Source organism: Glycomyces sp. NPDC049804, from assembly GCF_040674615.1.
GTDB lineage: Bacteria > Actinomycetota > Actinomycetes > Mycobacteriales > Micromonosporaceae > Glycomyces > Glycomyces niveus.
Map to the genome: position 1 here is coordinate 131473 of NZ_JBFAMQ010000001.1, position 20103 is coordinate 151575.

At 71.3% G+C, this 20103-nt stretch carries 17 protein-coding genes; 13 read left to right on the top strand and 4 right to left on the bottom strand.

Features of this window, described 5'->3' with window-relative positions:
* Positions 1–16: 16 nt before the first annotated feature.
* The gene (gene dapD / locus AB0K52_RS00620) at positions 17–946 is read left to right on the top strand and encodes a 2,3,4,5-tetrahydropyridine-2,6-dicarboxylate N-succinyltransferase (protein ID WP_363524128.1); all 930 of its coding nucleotides are present in this window, start codon (positions 17–19) and stop codon (positions 944–946) included.
* A 138-nt stretch (positions 947–1084) separates the two neighbouring features.
* Entirely contained in the window at positions 1085–1453 is a 369-nt protein-coding gene (locus AB0K52_RS00625; RefSeq protein ID WP_363524131.1) for a YbjQ family protein, read from the top strand.
* Positions 1454–1620: 167 nt separating this feature from the next.
* On the opposite strand, the gene AB0K52_RS00630 is transcribed toward AB0K52_RS00625, so the two are convergent.
* Positions 1621–2757, bottom strand: coding sequence for an Mrp/NBP35 family ATP-binding protein (locus AB0K52_RS00630; protein ID WP_363524134.1), 1137 nt, complete (start codon positions 2755–2757; stop codon positions 1621–1623).
* Positions 2758–2868: 111 nt separating this feature from the next.
* Here AB0K52_RS00630 and AB0K52_RS00635 point away from each other — a divergent pair, with 111 nt between their 5' ends.
* Entirely contained in the window at positions 2869–3705 is an 837-nt protein-coding gene (locus AB0K52_RS00635; RefSeq protein ID WP_363524137.1) for a PhzF family phenazine biosynthesis protein, read from the top strand.
* On the opposite strand, the gene amrA is transcribed toward AB0K52_RS00635, so the two are convergent.
* The gene (gene amrA / locus AB0K52_RS00640) at positions 3702–4316 is read right to left on the bottom strand and encodes an AmmeMemoRadiSam system protein A (RefSeq protein WP_363524140.1); all 615 of its coding nucleotides are present in this window, start codon (positions 4314–4316) and stop codon (positions 3702–3704) included. The genes AB0K52_RS00635 and amrA overlap by 4 nt on opposite strands.
* A gap of 232 nt (positions 4317–4548) precedes the next feature.
* Here amrA and AB0K52_RS00645 point away from each other — a divergent pair, with 232 nt between their 5' ends.
* On the top strand, positions 4549–5454 hold the full coding sequence (locus AB0K52_RS00645; RefSeq protein WP_363524143.1) for an SDR family oxidoreductase: 906 nt from the start codon (positions 4549–4551) through the stop codon (positions 5452–5454).
* A 112-nt stretch (positions 5455–5566) separates the two neighbouring features.
* On the top strand, positions 5567–6187 hold the full coding sequence (locus AB0K52_RS00650) for a vitamin K epoxide reductase family protein (RefSeq protein ID WP_363524145.1): 621 nt from the start codon (positions 5567–5569) through the stop codon (positions 6185–6187).
* A 46-nt stretch (positions 6188–6233) separates the two neighbouring features.
* On the opposite strand, the gene cysC is transcribed toward AB0K52_RS00650, so the two are convergent.
* Positions 6234–7778: an adenylyl-sulfate kinase gene (cysC, locus tag AB0K52_RS00655; protein ID WP_363524148.1), complete on the bottom strand. Its 1545-nt coding sequence runs from the start codon at positions 7776–7778 to the stop codon at positions 6234–6236.
* Between the two features lie 322 nt (positions 7779–8100).
* Between cysC and ppc the strand changes: the two genes are divergently transcribed.
* From ppc to AB0K52_RS00680, 5 genes are all read left to right on the top strand, one after another.
* A complete protein-coding gene (gene ppc / locus AB0K52_RS00660; protein WP_363524151.1) occupies positions 8101–10857 on the top strand; it encodes a phosphoenolpyruvate carboxylase in 2757 nt (918 codons plus the stop codon).
* Positions 10858–10988: 131 nt separating this feature from the next.
* Complete coding sequence (locus AB0K52_RS00665) at positions 10989–11606, top strand: DJ-1/PfpI family protein (protein WP_363525008.1); 618 nt, start codon at positions 10989–10991, stop codon at positions 11604–11606.
* Positions 11603–12058 (top strand): MarR family transcriptional regulator, encoded by a 456-nt coding sequence (locus AB0K52_RS00670; RefSeq protein WP_363524154.1) that lies wholly within the window; start codon positions 11603–11605, stop codon positions 12056–12058. Before AB0K52_RS00665 ends, AB0K52_RS00670 begins: the two co-directional genes overlap by 4 nt.
* Positions 12059–12108: 50 nt before the next feature.
* A complete protein-coding gene (locus AB0K52_RS00675) occupies positions 12109–12924 on the top strand; it encodes a TrmH family RNA methyltransferase (protein WP_363524157.1) in 816 nt (271 codons plus the stop codon).
* A 165-nt stretch (positions 12925–13089) separates the two neighbouring features.
* Positions 13090–13554: a hypothetical protein gene (locus AB0K52_RS00680; RefSeq protein ID WP_363524160.1), complete on the top strand. Its 465-nt coding sequence runs from the start codon at positions 13090–13092 to the stop codon at positions 13552–13554.
* 43 nt (positions 13555–13597) lie between these two features.
* Here the strand turns inward: AB0K52_RS00680 and AB0K52_RS00685 are convergent, their stop codons facing one another.
* Positions 13598–14473: an arylamine N-acetyltransferase gene (locus AB0K52_RS00685; protein ID WP_363524162.1), complete on the bottom strand. Its 876-nt coding sequence runs from the start codon at positions 14471–14473 to the stop codon at positions 13598–13600.
* A gap of 198 nt (positions 14474–14671) precedes the next feature.
* On the opposite strand from AB0K52_RS00685, the gene AB0K52_RS00690 reads away from it, so the two are divergent.
* The 3 genes from AB0K52_RS00690 (at position 14672) to AB0K52_RS00700 (ending at position 20086) form a co-directional block, all read left to right on the top strand.
* The gene (locus AB0K52_RS00690; protein ID WP_363524165.1) at positions 14672–15502 is read left to right on the top strand and encodes a metal-dependent hydrolase; all 831 of its coding nucleotides are present in this window, start codon (positions 14672–14674) and stop codon (positions 15500–15502) included.
* A gap of 129 nt (positions 15503–15631) precedes the next feature.
* Complete coding sequence (gene mfd / locus AB0K52_RS00695) at positions 15632–19228, top strand: transcription-repair coupling factor (protein WP_363524168.1); 3597 nt, start codon at positions 15632–15634, stop codon at positions 19226–19228.
* Between the two features lie 57 nt (positions 19229–19285).
* A complete protein-coding gene (locus AB0K52_RS00700) occupies positions 19286–20086 on the top strand; it encodes a metalloregulator ArsR/SmtB family transcription factor (RefSeq protein ID WP_363524171.1) in 801 nt (266 codons plus the stop codon).
* Positions 20087–20103: the final 17 nt, after the last annotated feature.

Consider the following 20103-nt stretch of genomic DNA (forward strand, 5'->3'; position numbering starts at 1 on the left):
TCGATAGGCTTTTCGCATGAGTGATTTCCTGACTGAAGGTGCATGGGGCGTCGGCGTGGCCACGGTCGCCTCCGACGGCACGGTCCTCGACGTGTGGTTCACCCGCCTCGGCCTCGGCGAGGCCCCCGCGGGGGTCGAGACGCCGGACCTCGAGCGGGCCAACCCGACCGGCACGACCTCGAAGGGCGTGTCGATCACCGTCAAGTCCCTCGCGGAGGCCCCGGAGGACACCGCCGACGTGTACCTGCGGCTGCACCTGCTCTCGCACCGGTTCGTCATCCCGCACTCGATCAACCTCGAGGGCATCTTCGGCCTGCTGCCGAACAACGCCTGGACGAACTTCGGCCCCGTCCCGGCCGACGCGGTCAACGCGGCCCGCCTCGAACTGCGCGGCCAGGGCCAGCAGCTCGAGGTCAAGTCCCTCGACAAGTTCCCGCCGATGGCCGACTACGTGACCCCGTCGGGCGTGCGCATCGCCGACGCCTCCCGCGTGCGACTGGGCGCGCACCTCGCCGAGGGCACCACGGTCATGCACGAGGGCTTCGTGAACTTCAACGCCGGGACGCTCGGCAACTCGATGGTCGAGGGCCGCATCTCCGCGGGCGTGCTCGTGGGCGACGGCTCGGACATCGGCGGCGGCTCCTCGATCATGGGGACGCTCTCGGGCGGCGGCAAGGAGGTCATCTCGATCGGCGAGCGCTGCCTCCTCGGCGCGAATGCCGGCATCGGGATCTCCTTGGGCGACAACTGCGTCGTGGCCGCCGGCTGCTACGTGACCGCCGGCTCGAAGGTCACCACCCCCGACGGCGAGATCGTCAAGGCCGCGACCCTCTCGGGCAAGGACAACCTGCAGTTCTGGACGAACACGCAGACCGGCAGGCTCGAGGTGCGCCCGCGCACCGGCACCTGGGGCGAGCTGAACGCCGCCCTGCACAGCGCCCAGTAGACCCGTCAGCGCGAAGGCCCCGGCTCCGGCCGGGGCCTCTGGTGTTCCCGGGGTGTAGTACCCGAGTGCTACGCGCCTTCCGCAGGTTCATCCCGAAGAGCGAGGTGAGCGGCCGGATCCGCGCATAGCCTGGTCCGCATGGACAGAGTTGGAGAGTTCGGCGGCGCCAATCCCACCGCTTCGGGGTTCGTGGTCGTGACGACCGAGAACGTGCCGGGCTACGAAGTGCTCGACACCCACGGCGAGGTGTTCGGCCTCACCGTGCGGTCCCGCAACTTCTTCTCCGACGTCGGCTCGGGCTTCAAGTCGCTCCTCGGCGGCGAGCTGAAGGGCCTCACCAAGGCCCTCGCCACCTCCCGCGAGGAAGCCCTCACCCGCATGGTCGACCAGGCGAAGTCCTTGGGCGCCAACGGGGTCGTGATGATGCGCTTCGACGTCTCCGACGCCCGCGACATGGGCACCGAGGTGTGCGCCTACGGCACCGCCGTCACCGTCCGCAAGCTTTGATCCGGAAACTGGGGAAATAAGAGCGGCGGCCCTCAACACCCGAGGGCCGCCGCTCAAAAGATTCGTGTCATACCCCTGTGCCAGGGTTGTTGCCGGGGGCGCTGCGAATGCCCGTTTTGAAGGCTAGAGCCAGAAAAGTCCTGGTTCCCGAGTCCGGGACCCAGCGCCTAGACCGGGCTCAGCCCCAGCTGCTTGCCCGCCAGCGACACCTTCCGCACCGCCAGCTGGTCGGCGATCGCGCGGATCGCCCGCGACGCCTCGCAGTCGGGGTCGGAGATCACCAGCGGCACACCGGCGTCGCCGCCTTCGCGCAGCTTCGGGTCGAGCGGGATCTGGCCGAGCAGCGGCACGTCCGCGCCCACGTCCCGGGTCAGCGCCTCCGCGACGGTCTTGCCGCCACCCGAGCCGAACGGCTCGATGTGCGACCCGTCGGGCAGCTCCATCCACGACATGTTCTCCACCACTCCGGCGAGCTTCTGGTGGGTCTGCGTGACGATCGCGCCCGCGCGCTCGGCGACCTCGGCCGCCGCCTGCTGCGGCGTGGTCACGACCACGAGCTCCGCGGTCGGGAGCAGCTGCGCGACCGAGATCGCGATGTCGCCGGTCCCGGGCGGCAGGTCGAGCAGGAGCACGTCGAGCTCGCCCCAGTACACGTCGGCGAGGAACTGCTGGAGCGCGCGGTGCAGCATCGGCCCGCGCCACACCACCGCCGTGTTGCCGGGGGTGAACATCCCGATGGAGATGACCTTCATCCCGTGCGCCTGCGGCGGCATGATCATGTCCTCGACCTGCGTGGGCGCGCCCTCGACGCCGAGCATCCGCGGGATCGAGTGCCCGTAGATGTCCGCGTCGGCGATGCCGACCGAGAGGCCCTTCTGCGCCAGGGCCGCGGCGAGGTTCACCGTCATCGACGACTTGCCGACGCCGCCCTTGCCGGAGGCGATCGCGAACACGCGCGTGCGCGACTCGGGCAGGTTGAACGGGATCACCGGTTCGGCGCCCGCGCGGCCGCCGCGCAGCTTCGTCTGCAGGTCGGCGCGTTGCTGCTCGCTCATGACGCCGAACTCGAGCTCGAGTTCGGTGACGCCTTCGACGCCGTCGACGGCGCCGGCGATGTCGCGCTGGAGCGTGTCGCGCATCGGGCAGCCCGCGACGGTGAGGAGGATCTTGAGGGACAGGCGACCGCCGTCGACCTCGACGGTGTCGACCATGCCCAGCTCGGTGATCGGGCGGCGGATCTCGGGGTCGTTGACGTGCGAGAGCGCTTCGTGCACGGCCTCGACGACGGCAGCGTTGTCAGACATGACTCAATCGTAACGACGCGATTCGCTGCGGCAATGTGAGCGTCGCCTTACCGCCCGGAGCCTGCCGTCGCACCGGCCGCGCCCGGCGGCGAGCCGCGCTATAACTGGCCCATGCTTCCTTTCGCGATCTACGACGTGTTCTCCGACCGCGCCTACGCGGGCAACCAGCTCGCCGTCGTCTTCGACGGCCAGGCCCTCACCACCGCGCAGATGCAGGCGATCGCCCTCGAGTTCAACTTCTCCGAGACCGTGTTCGTGCTCCCGGCCGCCGCCCCCGGCGCGGACTATCTCGCGCGGATCTTCACCCCTGCGGAGGAACTGCCGTTCGCCGGGCACCCCACCATCGGCGCGGCCATCGCCGCCGTCGCCTCCGGTCGCGTGGAGCCCAACGGCGGCACCGTGGTCCAGGAATGCGGCGCGGGCCTCATGACCGTCGCCGTCGACGGCGGCACCGCGAAGCTCACCTCCACCGCGATCAGCGTCGGCCCCGAACTCGACCCCGCGACGGCCGCCGCCGCGATCGGCCTCGACCCCGCCAAGATCATCGGCACCCCCAAGAACGCCAGCGCCGGCCTCGACCACAACTTCGTGCGCCTCGCCGACGAGGACGTGCCCGCCGCCGCCGATGTGCCCGGGCACCTGGAGAAGGTCTACCTGTTCAGCTTCGACGAGGACTCGAACGCGGTGCACGCGCGGCTGTTCCACCGCGGCGTCGGCGAGGACCCGGCGACCGGCTCGGCGGCCGTGGCGCTCGGCGTCCACTTGGTCGACCAGGGGCTCATCGGCGGCGACGGCGTGCACGCCTACGAGATCGCGCAGGGCGCCGAGATCGGCCGCCCGTCGACGCTGCACGGCGAGGTCGTGGTCGAGAACGGTGCGGCCGTGTCGGTCTCGGTCGCGGGCGCGGCGGTGAAGACCGCCGAGGGCACCCTCGTCACGCTGCCCTAACCGGAGAACTCGCGGGCGCCGTAGCGTTCGGCCGCAAGGCCTTCGGGCCAGGCGGCCGCGCGCAGCTCAGTCGTCCACAGGTGGCGGGGCCAGCGGCCCTTGCGCAGCAGCGCGGCCACGAACCGGTCGGGTTCGGGCAGGCTCGCCCACACCGACGGCAGGAACGTGGCGCGCCGGCCGCCCTTGTCCTTGAGGGTCAGGCCGTCCCGGCCGGGCCGCAAGTGGTCGAGCAGGGAGGTGAAGGCCCGCACGGCGATCGGCTCGGACGGGGACAGGACCGTGACGGTGACCTGGAGCGAGGCGACCTCGGCTTCCCCGACGGGCGGCAGGCGCGGGTCGCGGGCGGCGAGCCGGGCGTTGCGCACGACATCGATGCCCAAGGGCCGCAAGGCCGTCAATGTACCGATGCAACCGCGCAGGCGGCCGTCCCGCTCGAGGGTCACGAAGGTCGCCTCGCGTTTCGCGAGCGCGGCGGCGTGGGCCGGGGCCTCCGGTTCGGCGGCGATGAGGGCGGCGGTTCCGGGTGGCCTGTGCGCGAAGGAGGTCGCGACCGCGCTGCGCGCCAGGGCGGTCAGCACCGGGCCGAGGCCGGACTCGGGGTGCGGGTCCATTCCTCGATGGTGCCACGGGGGCGCCGCGGCGCTGACACGTTCGGGTGACACAGGGGCCGCGGGGGCCGTGTTCTGTCGGACCCGGGTGCGAAGGTGGGCTGTATCTTCCCCTCTCGTGGTGGGTGGGGGCTTGTGGACGGCCTGATGGAGGATTCTCCGCGAGCATGCCGGTTCGGCATGGTTCGGCCTGCCGCTCATCTGTTTGATAACGGTGCCGTGAGAGACTGCGGGCATGAGTGAACCGCGCACGAGCGCCGACGCATTCGATTCCTCCTTCGACGCCGACGACGCCTACGCCACGGTCGACCGGGGCGGCCTCGCCGACGTGATCGACCTCCCGTCGACCGGCGAAGGGCAGGTGACGCAGGCCTCCCGCGGGCGGCTGCAGGAACTCGACTCGCTCGCCGGAAAGATCGCGCTGGTCACCGGGGCGGGCGCGGCGGACGGCATCGGGTTCGCCATCGCGACGCGGCTGCGCCTGGCGGGCGCGGCGGTCGCGATCGTCTCCACCACCAAGCGGATTCACGAACGCGCCGAGGAGATCGGCGCGATCGGGTTCGTCGCCGACCTCGCCGACGAGGCGGAGGTGGGCGGTCTCGCCGACGCGGTCGCCGAGGCGATCGGGGAGGTCGACATCCTCGTCAACAACGCGGGCCTGACCTCGAAGACCGATCCAGCCGTGGTGAAGCCGGTCGCGCAGCTGTCCTATGCGGACTGGCGGACGGAGCTGACCCGCAACCTCGACACGGCGTTCCTGGTCTCGCGCGCGTTCGTGCAGTCGATGGCCGAGCGCGGCTGGGGCCGCATCGTGAACATCGCGGCCACCACCGGCGTCGTGAACGCCGTCCCGGCCGAGGCCGCCTACGCCGCAGCGAAAGCGGGGGTCACCGGTCTCACCAAGGCGCTCGCGACCGAGGTCGTCGCCGACGGCGTCACGGTGAACGCGATCGCGCCGGGCCTCATCCGCACCGGCTCCTCGACCGTGCCCGAGCTCCAGAAGGGCCTCGACGGCCCGATGGGCCGCCCCGGCACCCCCGAAGAGGTCGCGGCTGCGGCCGTGTTCTTCTGCGCGCCTTCGGCTTCGTACATCACGGGGCAGACGCTCGTGGTCGACGGCGGCAAGTCGCTGCGGGCGTAAACCATCACATAACGGCCAGTTGTCCGCAACCTGCGCGGGCCGCGGTCGTTACCCTTGCGTGAACACGATTGCGGCAACGGCGGTCCGGACGGCCGGTACGGAGGAAGCGCGGATGGACGAGGCTTTCGGCGAGAGCGGCCGCGAGGCCCGGGGGCGCACCGTCACCGGGCTCGTCCTGCTCCTGGGCGGCCTGGTCGGCCTGGCCGCCGCGTTCGACCTCACCTACGAGCGCATCGCCTCGCTCATCGACCCCGGGCACGCCATCTCCTGCGACTTCAACCCGGTGCTGTCGTGCGGCACCGTGATGAACACCTGGCAGGCCTCGGTGTTCGGGTTTCCGAACCCGATGATCGGGCTCGTCGCGTTCCCCTTCGTGGTCTTCATGGGCGCGCTGTGGCTGTCGAAGGTGTCGCTGCCGCGCTGGATCGCGCTGGGATTCAACGTCGGCGCGCTCGGCGGGCTCGTGTTCGTGTCGTGGCTGATCTACCAGTCGGTGTACCGGATCGGGGTGCTCTGCCCCTGGTGCATGGCGGTGTGGGCCGTGGTCCTGCCGATCTTCTGGTTCACCACGGTGCGCAACCTGCACACCGGCGCGATCCCGGTCGGGGAGGACTGGCGCGACGCGGTCGACGACCTGCTCCGCTACCACTGGATCGGCCTGACCCTGCTGTACGCGGCCGTGATCATGATCGTCGGCACCGGCTTCTGGGACTACTGGTCGACCCTGTTCTAGGCGATGGGAAAGGCCCCGGGCGTCCGCCCGGGGCCTTCTTGCGTCCTCAACCCAGCCGCAGGCCGGTCGGCTCCAGCCAGCCGCCCTCGGAGAGGTACTCGAGCACCTGCTCCACGCCTTCCCCGATCGTGATCTCGCTCGTGTCGATGGTCAGTTCCGCGGCCGGCGGCTCCTCGTACGGGTCCGAGATCCCCGTGAACTCCGGGATCTGGCCCGAGCGCGCCTTCGCATACAGCCCCTTGCGGTCCCGCGCCTCGCACACCTCGAGCGGCGTGGCGACGTGGACGAGCACGAAGTCCGCGCCCGCCGCCTCGGCCATGCGCCGCGCCTCGGCCCGGTCCGCCTCGTACGGCGCGATCGGGGCGGCCATCCCGATGCCGCCGTGCCGCGCCACCTCGGCCGCCACGAACCCGATGCGCCGGATGTTCACCGACCGGTCCGCGCGCGAGAACCCGAGCCCGCTCGACAGCAGCCGGCGCACCACGTCGCCGTCGAACAGCGACACCGTGCGCGTCCCGTCCTCCAGCAGCGCCTCGTAGACGCCGCGCGAGATCGTGGACTTGCCCGAACCCGAAAGGCCCGTGAAGAACAGGACCAGGCCGCGCTGGCGGCGCGGCGGCCGCGCCTTGCGCAGTTCGGCGGCGACGCTCGGCGGCGTGTGCCATTCGGGGAGCCCGAACCCGCGGTCGAGCATGTCGGCGATCTCGGCGTCGCTCAAGGCGTTGCGGCGGAACGGCGGCTCGATGTCCTCGATGGGCCGCCACTGGCCGTCGCGCGTGTCGTACGCCAGCTCGCGCGGCACCATCGACCGCACGCCGTCGCCGCCGCCGAGCCCGTCCCGGCCGGTCATGATGTGGGTCGCGCCGTACGCGGCCGCCACCTTCGCGGTCAGCAGGCCGTCGCGGAGCTTGTCGCCGCGCTTCGACAGCGGCACGGTCAGCACCGTGGCCGTCGGCAGCCGGTCCTTCGCGGCCAGCACCGAGCGCACCAGCGCCGCCGTGGGCAGCCGCAGCTCCCGGCCGCCGTTGGTCTCGTCGCCGGTGGGGATCATGACGAGCACGTGCGCGGCCAGGTTGTGCGCCGCGCGCGCCAGCTGCGCCAGCTGCGGGCGGTGCAGGGGCTGGTCCGCGACGAGCGCGAGCACCCGCGGCTTCGTGTAGGTCGTCCTCGCCTGCTCGGGCGTCGCCCGCAGGCCCGTGAACACCCCGTGCGCGGCGTCGGCGATGCGCCGCACCGGCCCGCCCACGCGCACCATGTCCGGCCCGAGCGCGTCCAGGCTGTGGCACTCGACCGCGGCGACCGGCGCCCCCTCCGGGTCAGTGATGCGAAGCACACGCCGCTTCGGGTCGGGGTTGTCGAGGAGCTGCGCGGTCGCGATCGGCACGTCCAGCGTCACCGGAACCGGCCACGCCGTCCCGTCCGGGAGCATCCCGGTCCGCGTCACCGCCCGCGCCTCCGCGTCGCCCATGAACCCGCGCAGCGGCGCATAAGCGCCGTACAGCAGCAGTTCAAGGTCGGCGAGTTCGTGCGGCAAGGGGGTGTGGCTCGGCGCCTCGGCGAGGATCTCATCGGGCAGTACCCAGTCAGACATCGGCGGTCGGGATCCCTTCGCAGTGCTACGGGCAGGGGCGGCATCGGATTCGGTCGCACCAGCGTAAGCCACGAGGCCGTCACTCTGCTCACCCGCGCCAGGCGCTTATGAACCGGATCGTCCCGCATGGCGGACTGAGAAAGTGGCGCGGCCATTACCGGTAAGTTACGCTGACAGCGCTTTACCTAGACCCGGCAGCGTCTAGGAGCACTAGTGCAGGACCGCGGACAAGGACGTCGGCGCGGGCGGCCCCCTCGGGCCTCATGGCGCAGCTTGCGGAGCCATACCTTTGGCACCGTCCAGACCACCAGTGGAGACCTCCATGGACTACTTCGACTCCTCCAGCGGAACCGACGACAAGCAGCTCCGCCGCGACATCCGCCGGCTCGGCAACCTCCTCGGCCAGGCACTCGTCCGCCAGGAGGGCCCCCAGCTCCTCGAGCTCGTCGAAGAGGTCCGCGGCCTGGTGCGCCACCAGCCCGAAGCCGTCGCCTCCCGCCTCGCCAAGCTCGACGTGAACGAAGAGGTCGACCTCGCCCGCGCGTTCGCCACCTACTTCCACCTCGCCAACATCACCGAGCAGGTCCACCGCGCCCGCGACATGCGCCGCTCCCGCGCCGAGAACGGCGGCTGGCTCGCGCAGGCCCGCGCCGAGATCACCGCCGAGGACGTCCCGGCCGACCAGATCGCGGCCGCCGCCGAACGCCTCGAAGTGCGCCCCGTCTTCACCGCCCACCCCACCGAGGCCGCGCGCCGCTCCATCCTCATGAAGCTCCGCGGCATCGCCGACCTCCTCGACGCCGAGACCGCCGAGCGCGCCGTCCTCGGCTCCGCCGACGTCGACGCCGTCAACTCCCGCCTCGCCGAGATCATCGACCTCCTGTGGCAGACCGACGAACTCCGCGTCGAGAAGCCCGAGCCCACCGACGAGGCCCGCAACGCCATCTACTACCTCACCGACCTCTACCGGGACGCGGCCGCGCGGGTCCTCACCGACCTCAACGCCACCCTCACCGACCTCGGCGGCTCCCCCCGCCCCGGCTCCGCGCCCCTGAAGTTCGGCACCTGGATCGGCGGCGACCGCGACGGCAACCCCTTCGTCACCCCCGAGGTGACCAAGCAGGTCCTCCTCATGCAGCACGAGCACGGCATCGCCGCCGCCGAAGGCGCCGTCGCCGGGCTCATCAACGAGCTCTCCGTCTCCCAGACCGTGCGCCCCGCCTCGCAGGAGCTCCTCGACTCCGTCGCCGCCGACTTCAAGGTCCTCGACAACATCCCCGAGCGGTACAAGCGCATCTACGCCGAAGAGCCCTACCGGCTCAAGGCCCGCGCCATCGAGGCCAAGCTCGGCAACACCCGCGCCCGCCACGCCGAAGGGCTCCCGCACCGCGCCGGCTTCGACTACGCCGACGGCCGCGAACTCCTCGCCGACCTCCAGGTCATGCGCGACTCCCTCGCCCGCCAGCGCGGCCAGCTCCCCGCCAAGGGCGTCCTCGACCGCGTCATCCGCACCGTCGGGGCCTTCGGCCTCCAGCTCGCCACCATGGACGTGCGCGAGCACTCCGAGGCCCACCACGCCGTCCTCGGCGAGCTCTTCGACGCCACCGGCGAACTCGACAAGCCCTACGCCGACCTCACCGCCGCCGAGCGCGACGCCCTCCTGGAGAAGGAGCTCTCCGGGCAGCGCCCCCTCGCGCCCGCGAACGTGGAGCTCGCCGAGCGCAACCGCAAGACCTTCAACGTCTTCCACGCGATCCGCGACGCCCAGGTCCAGTTCGGCCAGGCCATCGTCGAGTCGTACATCATCTCGATGACCCACGACCCGGCCGACGTCCTCGCCCCCGCGATCCTCGCCCGCGACGCCGGCCTCATCGACGTCGCCCGCGGCCGCGCCGACATCGGCTTCGTCCCGCTCATGGAGGAGGTCGAAGACCTCGCCGGGGCCGACACCCTCCTCGACCGGCTCCTCAGCCTCCCCGCCTACCGCGCGATCGTCGCGGCCCGCGGGGACGTCCAGGAGGTCATGCTCGGCTACTCCGACTCCAACAAGGACGCCGGCATCACCGCCAGCCAGTGGAACATCCAGAGCGCCCAGCGGCAGCTGCGCGACGTCGCCCACAAGCACGGTGTGCGCCTGCGCCTCTTCCACGGCCGCGGCGGCACCATCGGCCGCGGCGGCGGCCCCACCCACGAGGCGATCCTGGCCCAGCCCTCGGGCACGCTCGACGGGGCCATCAAGATCACCGAGCAGGGCGAGGTGCTCTCCGACAAGTACACGCTGCCGGCGCTGGCCCGCGAGAACCTCGAGCTCACGGTGGCGGCGTCGCTGAAGGCGACGCTGCTGCACACCGAGCCGCGCCACCGGCCGGACGTGCTGGGCCGCTGGTTCGGCGTGATGGACCAGACCTCGGAGGCCTCGAAGGCGGTGTACCGGGAGCTGACCGGGCAGCCGGGCCTGGCCGACTACTTCTGGGCCGTGAGCCCCACGGAGCTGTTGGGCGCGTTGAACATCGGTTCGCGTCCGTCGAAGCGCCCGAACACGGACGCGGGCCTCGGCGGCCTGCGCGCGATCCCGTGGGTGTTCGGCTGGACGCAGTCGCGCCAGATCGTGCCGGGCTGGTACGGCGTGGGTTCGGGCCTGGCGGCCGCGCGCGAGGCGGGCCTGGGCGACGACATCGCCGAGATGTACGAGAAGTGGCACTTCTTCCGCAACTTCGTCTCCAATGTGGAGATGACCCTGGCGAAGACCGACCTGTCGATCGCGGGCCAGTACGTCTCGACGCTGGTCCCCGCCGAGCTGCAGCCGATCTTCGACACGATCAAGGCCGAGCACGCGCGCACCGTCGCCGAGGTCCTGGCCCTCACCGGCGGCGAGAAGCTGCTCGACGCGAACCCGCAGCTGTCGCGCACCCTCGAGGTCCGCGACCGCTACCTCGCGCCGCTCCACCACCTGCAGATCTCGCTGCTCAAGCGCTACCGCTCCGAGGGCGGCGCCGACGGCGACGTCGACCCGCAGCTCAAGCGCGCCCTGCTGATCACGGTCAACGGCATCGCCGCGGGCCTGCGCAACACGGGCTGATCCGGACTCGGGAACGGCCGCAGCGGCAAAGCCGCTGCGGCCGTTTCTCGTCCGCGTCCCCGCTCATTCGATTTGACAACACGTTGTCAATATGACAAGCTATTGTCAATCGAATGAAGGGAAGCACCACGATGACGCGATACGTGCACCTGGCGGTCTACGACACCCTGGCCGACTGGGAGGTGGGCTACGCGACGGCCCACATCAACAGCGCCGACTGGCAGCGCGAGCCCGGCCGGTACGAGATCCGCACCGTAGGGGAGACGCTCGCGCCCGTCAGGACCAAGGGCGGCATGGCGATCACGCCCGACCTCGCGCTGGACGCGCTCCGCGTCGAGGACAGCGCGATGCTGATCCTCCCCGGCGCGGACACCTGGCTCACGGGCGGCAACGCGGCCTTCGCCAAGCAGGCCCGGCGGTTCCTCGACGCCGGCGTCCCGGTCGCGGCCATCTGCGGGGCGACCGGCGGGCTCGCCGTCGAAGGCCTGCTCGACGACCGACGGCACACCAGCAACGCTCCCGAGTTCGTGCAGGCCTGCGGGTCCAAGGGCGCCGACCTCTACTGCGACGTCCCGGCGGTCACCGACCGCGGGCTCACCACCGCCTCAGGCACGAAGCCGGTGGACTTCGCCCGCGAAGTGCTCGCCGTCCTCGACTTGTACACGCCCGAGGTGCTGGCCTCCTGGTACAAGCTCTACGGCCTCGGCGACCCGGCGGGGTACTTCGAGCTGGTCGGCGAGGCGGCATGAGCGAACGGCCCGAGCTGCTGGCGGGCATCGCGCTCGCGGTGTTCAAGCTGAACGGCCAGTTCCTCCACGTCGCGGAGGGACTGGCCAGGCCGGCCGGCCTGACCGCGGCGCACTGGCAGGTGCTCGGGGCGGTCCTGCGGACGCCGCTGACGGTCGCGGGCATCGCGCGCGAGATGGGCATCACCCGCCAGGCCGTGCAGCGCATCGCCGACATCCTGGCCGAGAGCGGCATGGTCGAGTACCTTCCCAATCCCGCCCACCGGCGCGCCAAGCTCGTCACGGCGACCGCGCTCGGCCGGGAAGCGGTGCGGCGCATCGGGCCCGCGCAGGCCGCTTACGCGGACCGACTCTGCGAGGCGCTGGGGGACGACCGCGCCGCCGACGTCCACCGCCTGCTGCGGGAGCTGTCGGACACGCTCGAGCGCTTGGCGGCGGAGGAGGACCGCCGCTGATGGTAGCTTTTGCCGCACGTTCTTCCCCGACCACCCGAAAGCCGGAGACCATGTCGAGAACACTGCGGGTCAGTGTGCGCAACGCCAAGTACCAGCAGTGGGAGACGTTGCTGCGCAACCGCACCAAGCGGCACCGGGCCGGGTCGTTCCTCGTGCAGGGGGTGCGGCCGATCTCGCTCGCGGTCGAGCACGGCTGGACGATCGAGGCCCTGCTCTACGACGCCGACCGCGCCCGCCTCTCCGACTGGGCGCAGGGCCTGCTCGAGCGCCCGCACATCGAGCAGGCGGCCGTCTCAGGCGAGCTCCTCGCCGAGCTGGGGGAGAAGGACGAGCAGGCGCCCGAACTCATCGCCCAGGTGAAGATCCCGCAGCAGAAGCTCGCCGACATCGCGACCCGGCCCGACTGGCTCGGCATCGTCATCGACCGTCCCACGAGCCCCGGCAACGTCGGCTCGCTGATCCGCTCGGCCGACGCGTTCGGTGCCGACGCCGTGGTCGTCACCGGCCGCAACGCCGCGGACCCGTACGACCCCAAGGCGGTCCGCGCCTCCACCGGGAGCCTCTTCGCGATGCCGGTCGTGAGCGCCGCTTCCGCGCATGAAGTGGTCGAGTGGGCGCGCAAGCAGGAGCACGCGCCGGTCGTCATCGGCACTGACGAGGCCGGCGAGCGGGCGCTGTCCGAACACGACCTCCGCGGCCCGACCCTGCTCGTGATCGGCAACGAGACCGCGGGCATGGCGAAGTCCTGGTTCGAACTCGCCGACGCCACGGCGCGAATCCCCATGTCGCCCAAGGCCGCCTCGTCGCTGAACGCGGCGAACGCCGGCTCGGTGGCGCTCTACGAGGCCGCCCGCCAGCGCTCCTGACCGGTCCCGCTCCGGCGCGGCCGGTCCCCGCCGGCCGCACAGGGCCCCCGCCGAAACCGGACCGTCCTGTTCGGATTTCGCGGGAACCGCCCGCGCCTGCCGTCGAACCGGAATGCTTTCCTCGTGCCCTCGTCAGGGGCGGTACCGGTAGCAAGGAGTGGACAGATGAGGGTGCAGTCGAAGCCGCGAGCGCTGCTCAAGCTCGCCGCGGCCGCGCTCAGCGGCGCGCTCGCCGTGGGCGGATCGATGGGGCTCGCCCCGGCGGCGGCGCAGGCCGACAACGCGACGGCCTACCTCGGATGGTGGGAGCCCGCGTCCGGGCCCTGCGCGGGCAACCAGTGGACGGAGGCGGGGGAGGTCGGCGTCGACCCCGAGCAGCGCAACTCCGGTTTCGTGTTCAAGAAGACCACGTACCAGCCGCCCTATTTCAAGACCGACCACCACGTCAAGAACGGGGTCACCAAGGCCAAGCGGTTCCACGTCTGCGAGAACGGCTACTTCCGCGGCTACTTCTACTCGCCCATGGAATACGTGCACAAGTGGCAGTACGTCGAGTGGAACTGCCACTCGGGCAACTGCGCGCCGCTGGGCGTATGGGAGACCGACTGGCAAGCGGGAGTGCAGCACTAGAGGGGCGTCGTCGGCCCTGCCCCGGGCAGGGCCGAACCGGGCGCTACGAGACGGAGAGCGAGGGGTCCCGGCCCGCCGCCGCGTCCTCGGCGAGCTTGCGCCGGTGCTGCTCCTCCGCCTTCGTCCACAATGCCTCGATCTCGGCGTGGGCGAGGGTGAGGTTGAAGCGGCCGCGCAGGTGCGCGGCGAACTCGGCCGGGTCCTCGATCACCTTGACGGACTTGCCGTCAGGGAGCTTCGGGTCGTAGACCGTGAGGGTCCGGGCGCGCAGGACCCAGATGTCGTGCTCGCCCGGGTTCTGCACCGTCAAGGTCTTCACGAACGGCGAGTCGGGCGAGGTCGAGAGCTCGGTGCACTTCGCCTCGAACTCGGCCACGTCGCGCGCGGCGAGGGTGAAGTCGAAGGTCAGGTTGGTGACCCGCGGGTCGATCGAGCAGCGCCACTCGTCGTCGCCGAGGTCCCAGACCCCGAAGTTGAAGGGGCCGACCCGGTAGCTGCCGCTGCGGATCGGGAGCGGGTCGCGGAAGCCGGTGCCTATCCCTGAGTCGGCCAGGTACTCCTCGCCGTTCGGGAAGCGCACCACGAGCGGCATGTGGTTCCACCAGTTGCCCTCGCCCTCGGTCTCGCGGGCGACGCCGCCGAGGACGCGGCGCACGTCGAAGCCCATGGCCTCCAAGGCGTGGGCGAGCGTGCCGTTGTGCTCGTAGCAGTAGCCGCCGCGCCCGCCGTCGACGAGCTTCGCGAACAGCGAGTCGGTGTCGAGCCGGATGGGCCGGCCGAGCTGGATGTCGAGGTTCTCGTACGGGATCGCCCCGACGTGCGCGCGGTGGATGCGCCGCAGCGCGTGGAGCGTGGGGCGCCGCGGAGCGGTGATCCCGACGCGCTTGAGATAAGCCGCGAGCTGCGAGGAGTCGAACACCCCTCGACCATAGCGCGAGACGCCGCCGCAGGTAGGCGTCGTGATCGTACCGATACGGGAATGATGTTGCGGGGCTGGAGGTCTGCCGCGCCTGGGACCGGAGTTGTCGTGCGCGTGTGGGATAGTCTCCACAGCTTGCAAGCAGGCTCTGCTTCCGAACACCACTGCTCCCACACCGCCCTTGAAGGAGTCCCCACTATGGTCATGGGCCCGACCCACGCCATGTCCGGCGCCGCCCTGTGGCTCGCGGGCTCGGCGATCGCCGACATCGCGTTCGGCATCGACCAGTCCTCCGCCGAGCTCGTCGTCGGCACGATCGTCGCCTCCGGCGCCGCCCTCTACCCCGACATCGACTGCGCCGGCAAGGTCACCGAGAACAAGGGCGGGTCCACTGTGGCCCGGTCGTTCGGCGTGGTCTCCCTGTTCGTCGCCGAGATCGTGGAACGCCTCTGCTACTGGTTCTACCTCCTCACGAAATCGAAGAAGGACAAGAAGCGGAAGAACGGCCACCGCACCTTCACCCACACCGCCGTCCACGCCGCCCTCGTGGGCACCGGCACCGGGTTCCTGGCCTACCAGTTCGGCAAGCCGGCGGTGATCGCGATCCTGTTCGTGCTCACCGGCCTGGCGGTGCGCGGCCTGCTCGCCGAGACCGTGGAGAAGAAGGGCTGGCTCGTCACCACCGGCGTCGCGCTCGTCGCCTCCTACGGCATGTACCGGTTCCTGCCCGAGGGCCGCGACTACTGGGTGCTGGGGCTCGCGATGGGCATCGGCTGCTTCATCCACATCCTCGGCGACATGATCACGAAGATGGGCTCGCCCCTGTTCTTCCCGATCCCGATCCAGGGCCGCCGCTGGCGCGACATCGGCCTGCCCAACAAGGTCGCCCTCCGCGCGGGCGGCAAGGAGGAGAACCGCATCCTCCTGCCCGTGCTCACCGTCCTCGTCGTGATCGGCATGCTCTACAACGTGCCCGAGGTGCAGCACCTGCTCTTCGACACGAGCACCGGCCAGGGCGCCAGCGAATAATCTCGCGCGGCCCGAGGGCTGGCGCGAGGTAGACTCGACCGGTTGCCGGAACCAGGCCCCACGGGCCTGGATTCCGGCCAATCGTCGTGCCTCGAGCACAGTGAAACCCGGAACCCCGCAGGAGTCCGCATGGCCGCAGAACGATCCGCTCCGAAACTCGCGAGCCTGCTCACGGCCGCCGCCAAAGCACCGAAGCTGGCCCGCATCGCCGAGCTCGCGTCCTCGTCCGACCGCCCGGTGGACGTCGTCGCCGTGCCCGGCGCGCGCCCCCTCGCCCTCGCCCAGGCCGCCGCCCACGCCGGCGGGCCCGTGCTCGCCGTCACCGCGACCTCCCGCGAAGCCGAGGAGCTGGCCGAATCCCTCGCCTCCTTCATCGCCGCAGAGGACATCGCGCTCTACCCCGCCTGGGAGACCCTGCCCCACGAGCGACTCTCCCCGCGCTCCGACACCGTCGGCGCCCGCCTCGAACTCCTCCACCGCATCCACGCCGGAAACGTGCCGCGCGTCATCGTCACCCCTGTGCGCGGGGCCCTCCAGCCCCAGCTCAAAGGCCTCGGCGAACGCGAGCCCGTGCAATTGCGGCGCGGCGACGAGACCGACCTCACCGACCTCGCCGCCCACTTGGTCGACCTCGCTTACGAGCGCGTCGACCTGGTCGAGAAGCGCGGCGAGTTCGCCGTGCGCGGCGGCATCCTCGACGTGTTCCCGCCCACCGCCCAACACCCGCTGCGCCTCGAGTTCTTCGGCGACGAGGTCGACTCCATCCGCGAGTTCTCCGTCGCCGACCAGCGCTCCCTCGACGAAGCCCCCGAGCTGCGCGCCGTCGCCTGCCGCGAACTCCTCCTCACCGACGAGGTCCGCGACCGCGCCGCCGCCCTCGGCGACGCCTACCCCGGGATCGCCGAGATGTGCGCCAAACTCGCCCAGGGCATCCCGGTCGAGGGCATGGAGTCCCTGCTGCCCGCGCTCGCCGGTCCCGAAGAGCTGCAGCTGTTCCAGGAGGTCCTGCCCCGGAACGCGCTCGTCGTCGCGATCGAGCCCGAGCGCATCCGCACCCGCGCGCTCGACCTGGTCGCCACCTCGAACGAGTTCCTCGAAGCCTCTTGGGCCGCCGCCGCGGCCGGGGCCGAAGCGCCCGTCGACCTCGGCGCGGGCACCTTCCACGACCTCGCCGAGGCCCGCACCGCCGCGCTCGCCAGGGGCCAGCGCTGGTGGACGATCTCGCCGTTCGCCGTCGCCCCCGACGAGGACGCGATCGCCGCGGAGCTCGCGGCCATCACCGGCGAACCGCTCCACTATGGAGAGGTCTCGCCCGACGACGCGGTCACCGTGGACCTCGGCATCACCGAGACTCCGCGGTACCACGGCAACACGCCGCAGCTCGTGGCCGACATGCAGTCCTGGACCCGCGAGGGCCGCGCCGTCGCCGTGGTCTACCCGGCCCTCGGCGGTGCCGAGCGCGCCGCCGAGCAGCTGAAGGCCGAAGGGATCGGCGCGCACCTGGAGCCCGCCCCGGCGGCGTTCCGCGCGGGCGAGGTCGTCGCCTGCACCGGCACGCTCGCGCTCGGGTTCGCCGACGCCGCTTCGGGTCTCGTGGTCGTCACGGCCGCCGACATCGCGGGCGGCAAGGCCCTCGCGGCCCAGAAGCCCCGGACGGGCAAGGCCGCCAAGCGGCGCGGCGTCGTCAACCCGCTCGAGCTCTCGCCCGGGGACTTCGTGGTGCACGACGCGCACGGCGTCGGCAAGTACGTGGAGCTGGTGCGCCGCGCGATCGGCGGGGCCGAGCGCGAGTACCTGGTGATCGAGTACGCCGCCTCCAAGCGCGGCCAGCCCGGCGACCGCCTGTTCGTGCCCACCGACTCGCTCGACCAGCTCACCCGGTACGTCGGCGGCGAGCAGCCCACCGTCCACAAGCTCGGCGGCGCGGACTGGCAGAAGACCAAGCGACGCGCCCGCAAGGCCGTGCGCGAGATCGCCGCCGAGCTGATCCAGCTGTACGCGGCCCGCCAAGCGGCGCAAGGGCACGCGTTCAGCCCGGACACGCCGTGGCAGCGCGAGCTCGAGGACGCGTTCCCGTACATCGAGACCCCCGACCAGATGTCGGCCATCATGGACACCAAGGCGGACATGGAGGCGCGCGTCCCGATGGACCGGCTCGTCATGGGCGACGTGGGCTACGGCAAGACCGAGGTCGCGGTGCGCGCGGCGTTCAAGGCCGTGCAGGACGGCAAGCAGGTGGCGGTCCTGGTACCGACCACGCTGCTGGCGAGCCAGCACTACGGCACGTTCGTGGAGCGCATGGGCCAGTTCCCGGTGAAGATCAAGCAGCTCTCGCGGTTCCAGTCGACACGCGAGGCCGCCGAGATCCAGAAGGGCATCGCGGCCGGCGAGGTCGACATCCTCGTGGGCACGCACCGGCTCCTCCAGGCCGAGACCCGCTTCAAGGACCTCGGCCTGATCATCGTGGACGAAGAGCAGCGGTTCGGCGTGGAGCACAAGGAGAAGCTGAAGGCGCTGCGTACCGCCGTGGACGTGCTCACCATGTCCGCGACCCCGATCCCGCGCACGCTCGAGATGGCGGTGACGGGCATCCGCGAGATGTCGCAGATCCAGACCCCGCCCGAGGAGCGCCACCCCGTCCTGACCTATGTGGGCGCGTGGGAGGGCAAGCAGGTCGCCGCCGCGATCCGCCGCGAGCTGCTGCGCGACGGGCAGGCGTTCTACCTGCACAACCGGGTCGAGTCGATCGACAAGGCCGCGCAGCGCCTGCGCGAGCTCATCCCCGAGGCCCGCGTCGCCGTCGCCCACGGCAAGATGACGGAGACGCAGCTCGAGCAGATCATGCAGGGCTTCTGGGAGGGCGAGTACGACGTGCTCGTCTCGACCACGATCATCGAGTCGGGCATCGACATCCCGAACGCGAACACCCTCATCGTCGAACGCGCCGACCTCCTCGGCCTCTCGCAGCTGCACCAGATCCGCGGCCGGGTCGGGCGCAGCCGCGAACGCGCCTACGCGTACTTCCTGTACCCGCCGGAGCAGCCGCTCTCGGAGACCGCGCACGAGCGGCTCGCGACGATCGCGCAGCACTCCGAGCTCGGCGCGGGCATGTACGTCGCCATGAAGGACCTCGAGATCCGCGGCGCGGGCAACCTGCTCGGCGCCGAGCAGTCCGGGCACATCGCCGACGTGGGCTTCGACCTGTACCTGCGCATGGTCGGCGAGGCGGTGGCGTCGTTCAAGGGCGGCGCCGAGGAGCCGCCCGCGCCGGTCAAGGTCGAACTGCCGCTGGACGCGAACATCCCGTTCGACTACGTGGAGGTCGAGCGGCTGCGCCTGGAGATGTACCGCAAGATCTCCGAGGTCCACAGCGAGGCCGAACTGGACGAGGTGCGCGAGGAGATGGAGGACCGGTACGGTCCCGCTCCCGACCAGGTGCAGACCCTGTTCCACCTGGCGCGCTTCCGCCTCCTCGCCCGCAACCACGGCCTCACGGACGTGGCCTTGCAGGGCAAGAACCTCCGGTTCTCCACGATCGAGCTGCCGGACTCGAAGCAGCTGCGCCTGAGCCGCCACTACCCGGACGCGCACTACAAGCAGCCGGCCGGCCTCATCAGCGTCCCGCGCCCCACGACCTCGAAGATCGGCGGCAAGCCGCTCGAGGGCCTGGCGCTGCTCCAGTGGTGCGCCGACCTCATCAAGGACGTGATCCCCGAGGCCGCCTGAAACAGGACCCAATTTATTCCTTGACAAGAATATTCTCCATGAGGAATACTTATCCTCATGGAAGCGATCCTTGCCGCTCTCGCGGACCCGGGCCGGTGGCGGCTCGTCAACCTGCTGGCCGAGCGGCCCCGGCCCGTCGGCGTCCTCGCCGAGCTGGCCGGGGCGCGCCAGCCGCAGACCACCAAGCACCTCCAGGCCCTTGAACGCGCCGGGCTCGTCGTCTCCCAGCGCAACGGCCAGCGCCGCATCTACGCGCTCCGCTCGGGTCCCCTGCGGGACTTGGCGACCGCGCTGCACGGCCTCGCCGAAGCCGCTGACGGCCACGAGGGCTTCGACCGCTACGGCGTCAGCGCCGCAGCCGAACGGCTCGCGGCGACCGGCGAGGGCTGGGCCGACGGCCGCTCCTTCCGCTTCGCGCGGACGCTCCCGGCGGCCCCGGCCGCGGTCTGGCCGCACCTGACCGAGCCCGCGCTGCTCGGCGAATGGTGGGCCCCCGACGACTACCGCGTCTCCGAACTCGTCTTCGACGCGCGGCCGGGCGGCCGGATCGTCCTGGAGTACCGCGACATCGACGACAAGGGCGCAGACCTCGTCGCGGGCCGCGCCGAAGGCGAGGTCACCGCGGCCGTTCCCGGTGAGCGCCTCGCCTACCGGCTCTCCCCCCTGCTGCCCGACGGCAGCGGACCCGCCTTCACCTCCCACGTCGAGTTCGATCTCCGGCCCACCGGCGCGGGCACCGACCTCGACGTCCGCTGGCGGCTCTCCGACAGCACCGTGGACGCCGCCGACTTCATCGCCGGCATCGAGATCGGCTTCGGCCAGACCCTCGACCGACTCACCGACATCCTCAACCCCTGAACACCACCAAGGAGCAC

Bases quoted from the DNA above. Each gene is read 5' to 3' on its own strand.
- dapD (WP_363524128.1), top strand. From the start codon at position 17: ATGAGTGATTTCCTGACTGAAGGTGCATGGGGCGTCGGCGTGGCCACG.
- AB0K52_RS00625 (WP_363524131.1), top strand. From the start codon at position 1,085: ATGGACAGAGTTGGAGAGTTCGGCGGCGCCAATCCCACCGCTTCGGGG.
- AB0K52_RS00630 (WP_363524134.1), bottom strand. From the start codon at position 2,757: ATGTCTGACAACGCTGCCGTCGTCGAGGCCGTGCACGAAGCGCTCTCG.
- AB0K52_RS00635 (WP_363524137.1), top strand. From the start codon at position 2,869: ATGCTTCCTTTCGCGATCTACGACGTGTTCTCCGACCGCGCCTACGCG.
- amrA (WP_363524140.1), bottom strand. From the start codon at position 4,316: ATGGACCCGCACCCCGAGTCCGGCCTCGGCCCGGTGCTGACCGCCCTG.
- AB0K52_RS00645 (WP_363524143.1), top strand. From the start codon at position 4,549: ATGAGTGAACCGCGCACGAGCGCCGACGCATTCGATTCCTCCTTCGAC.
- AB0K52_RS00650 (WP_363524145.1), top strand. From the start codon at position 5,567: ATGGACGAGGCTTTCGGCGAGAGCGGCCGCGAGGCCCGGGGGCGCACC.
- cysC (WP_363524148.1), bottom strand. From the start codon at position 7,778: ATGTCTGACTGGGTACTGCCCGATGAGATCCTCGCCGAGGCGCCGAGC.
- ppc (WP_363524151.1), top strand. From the start codon at position 8,101: ATGGACTACTTCGACTCCTCCAGCGGAACCGACGACAAGCAGCTCCGC.
- AB0K52_RS00665 (WP_363525008.1), top strand. From the start codon at position 10,989: ATGACGCGATACGTGCACCTGGCGGTCTACGACACCCTGGCCGACTGG.
- AB0K52_RS00670 (WP_363524154.1), top strand. From the start codon at position 11,603: ATGAGCGAACGGCCCGAGCTGCTGGCGGGCATCGCGCTCGCGGTGTTC.
- AB0K52_RS00675 (WP_363524157.1), top strand. From the start codon at position 12,109: ATGTCGAGAACACTGCGGGTCAGTGTGCGCAACGCCAAGTACCAGCAG.
- AB0K52_RS00680 (WP_363524160.1), top strand. From the start codon at position 13,090: ATGAGGGTGCAGTCGAAGCCGCGAGCGCTGCTCAAGCTCGCCGCGGCC.
- AB0K52_RS00690 (WP_363524165.1), top strand. From the start codon at position 14,672: ATGGTCATGGGCCCGACCCACGCCATGTCCGGCGCCGCCCTGTGGCTC.
- mfd (WP_363524168.1), top strand. From the start codon at position 15,632: ATGGCCGCAGAACGATCCGCTCCGAAACTCGCGAGCCTGCTCACGGCC.
- AB0K52_RS00700 (WP_363524171.1), top strand. From the start codon at position 19,286: ATGGAAGCGATCCTTGCCGCTCTCGCGGACCCGGGCCGGTGGCGGCTC.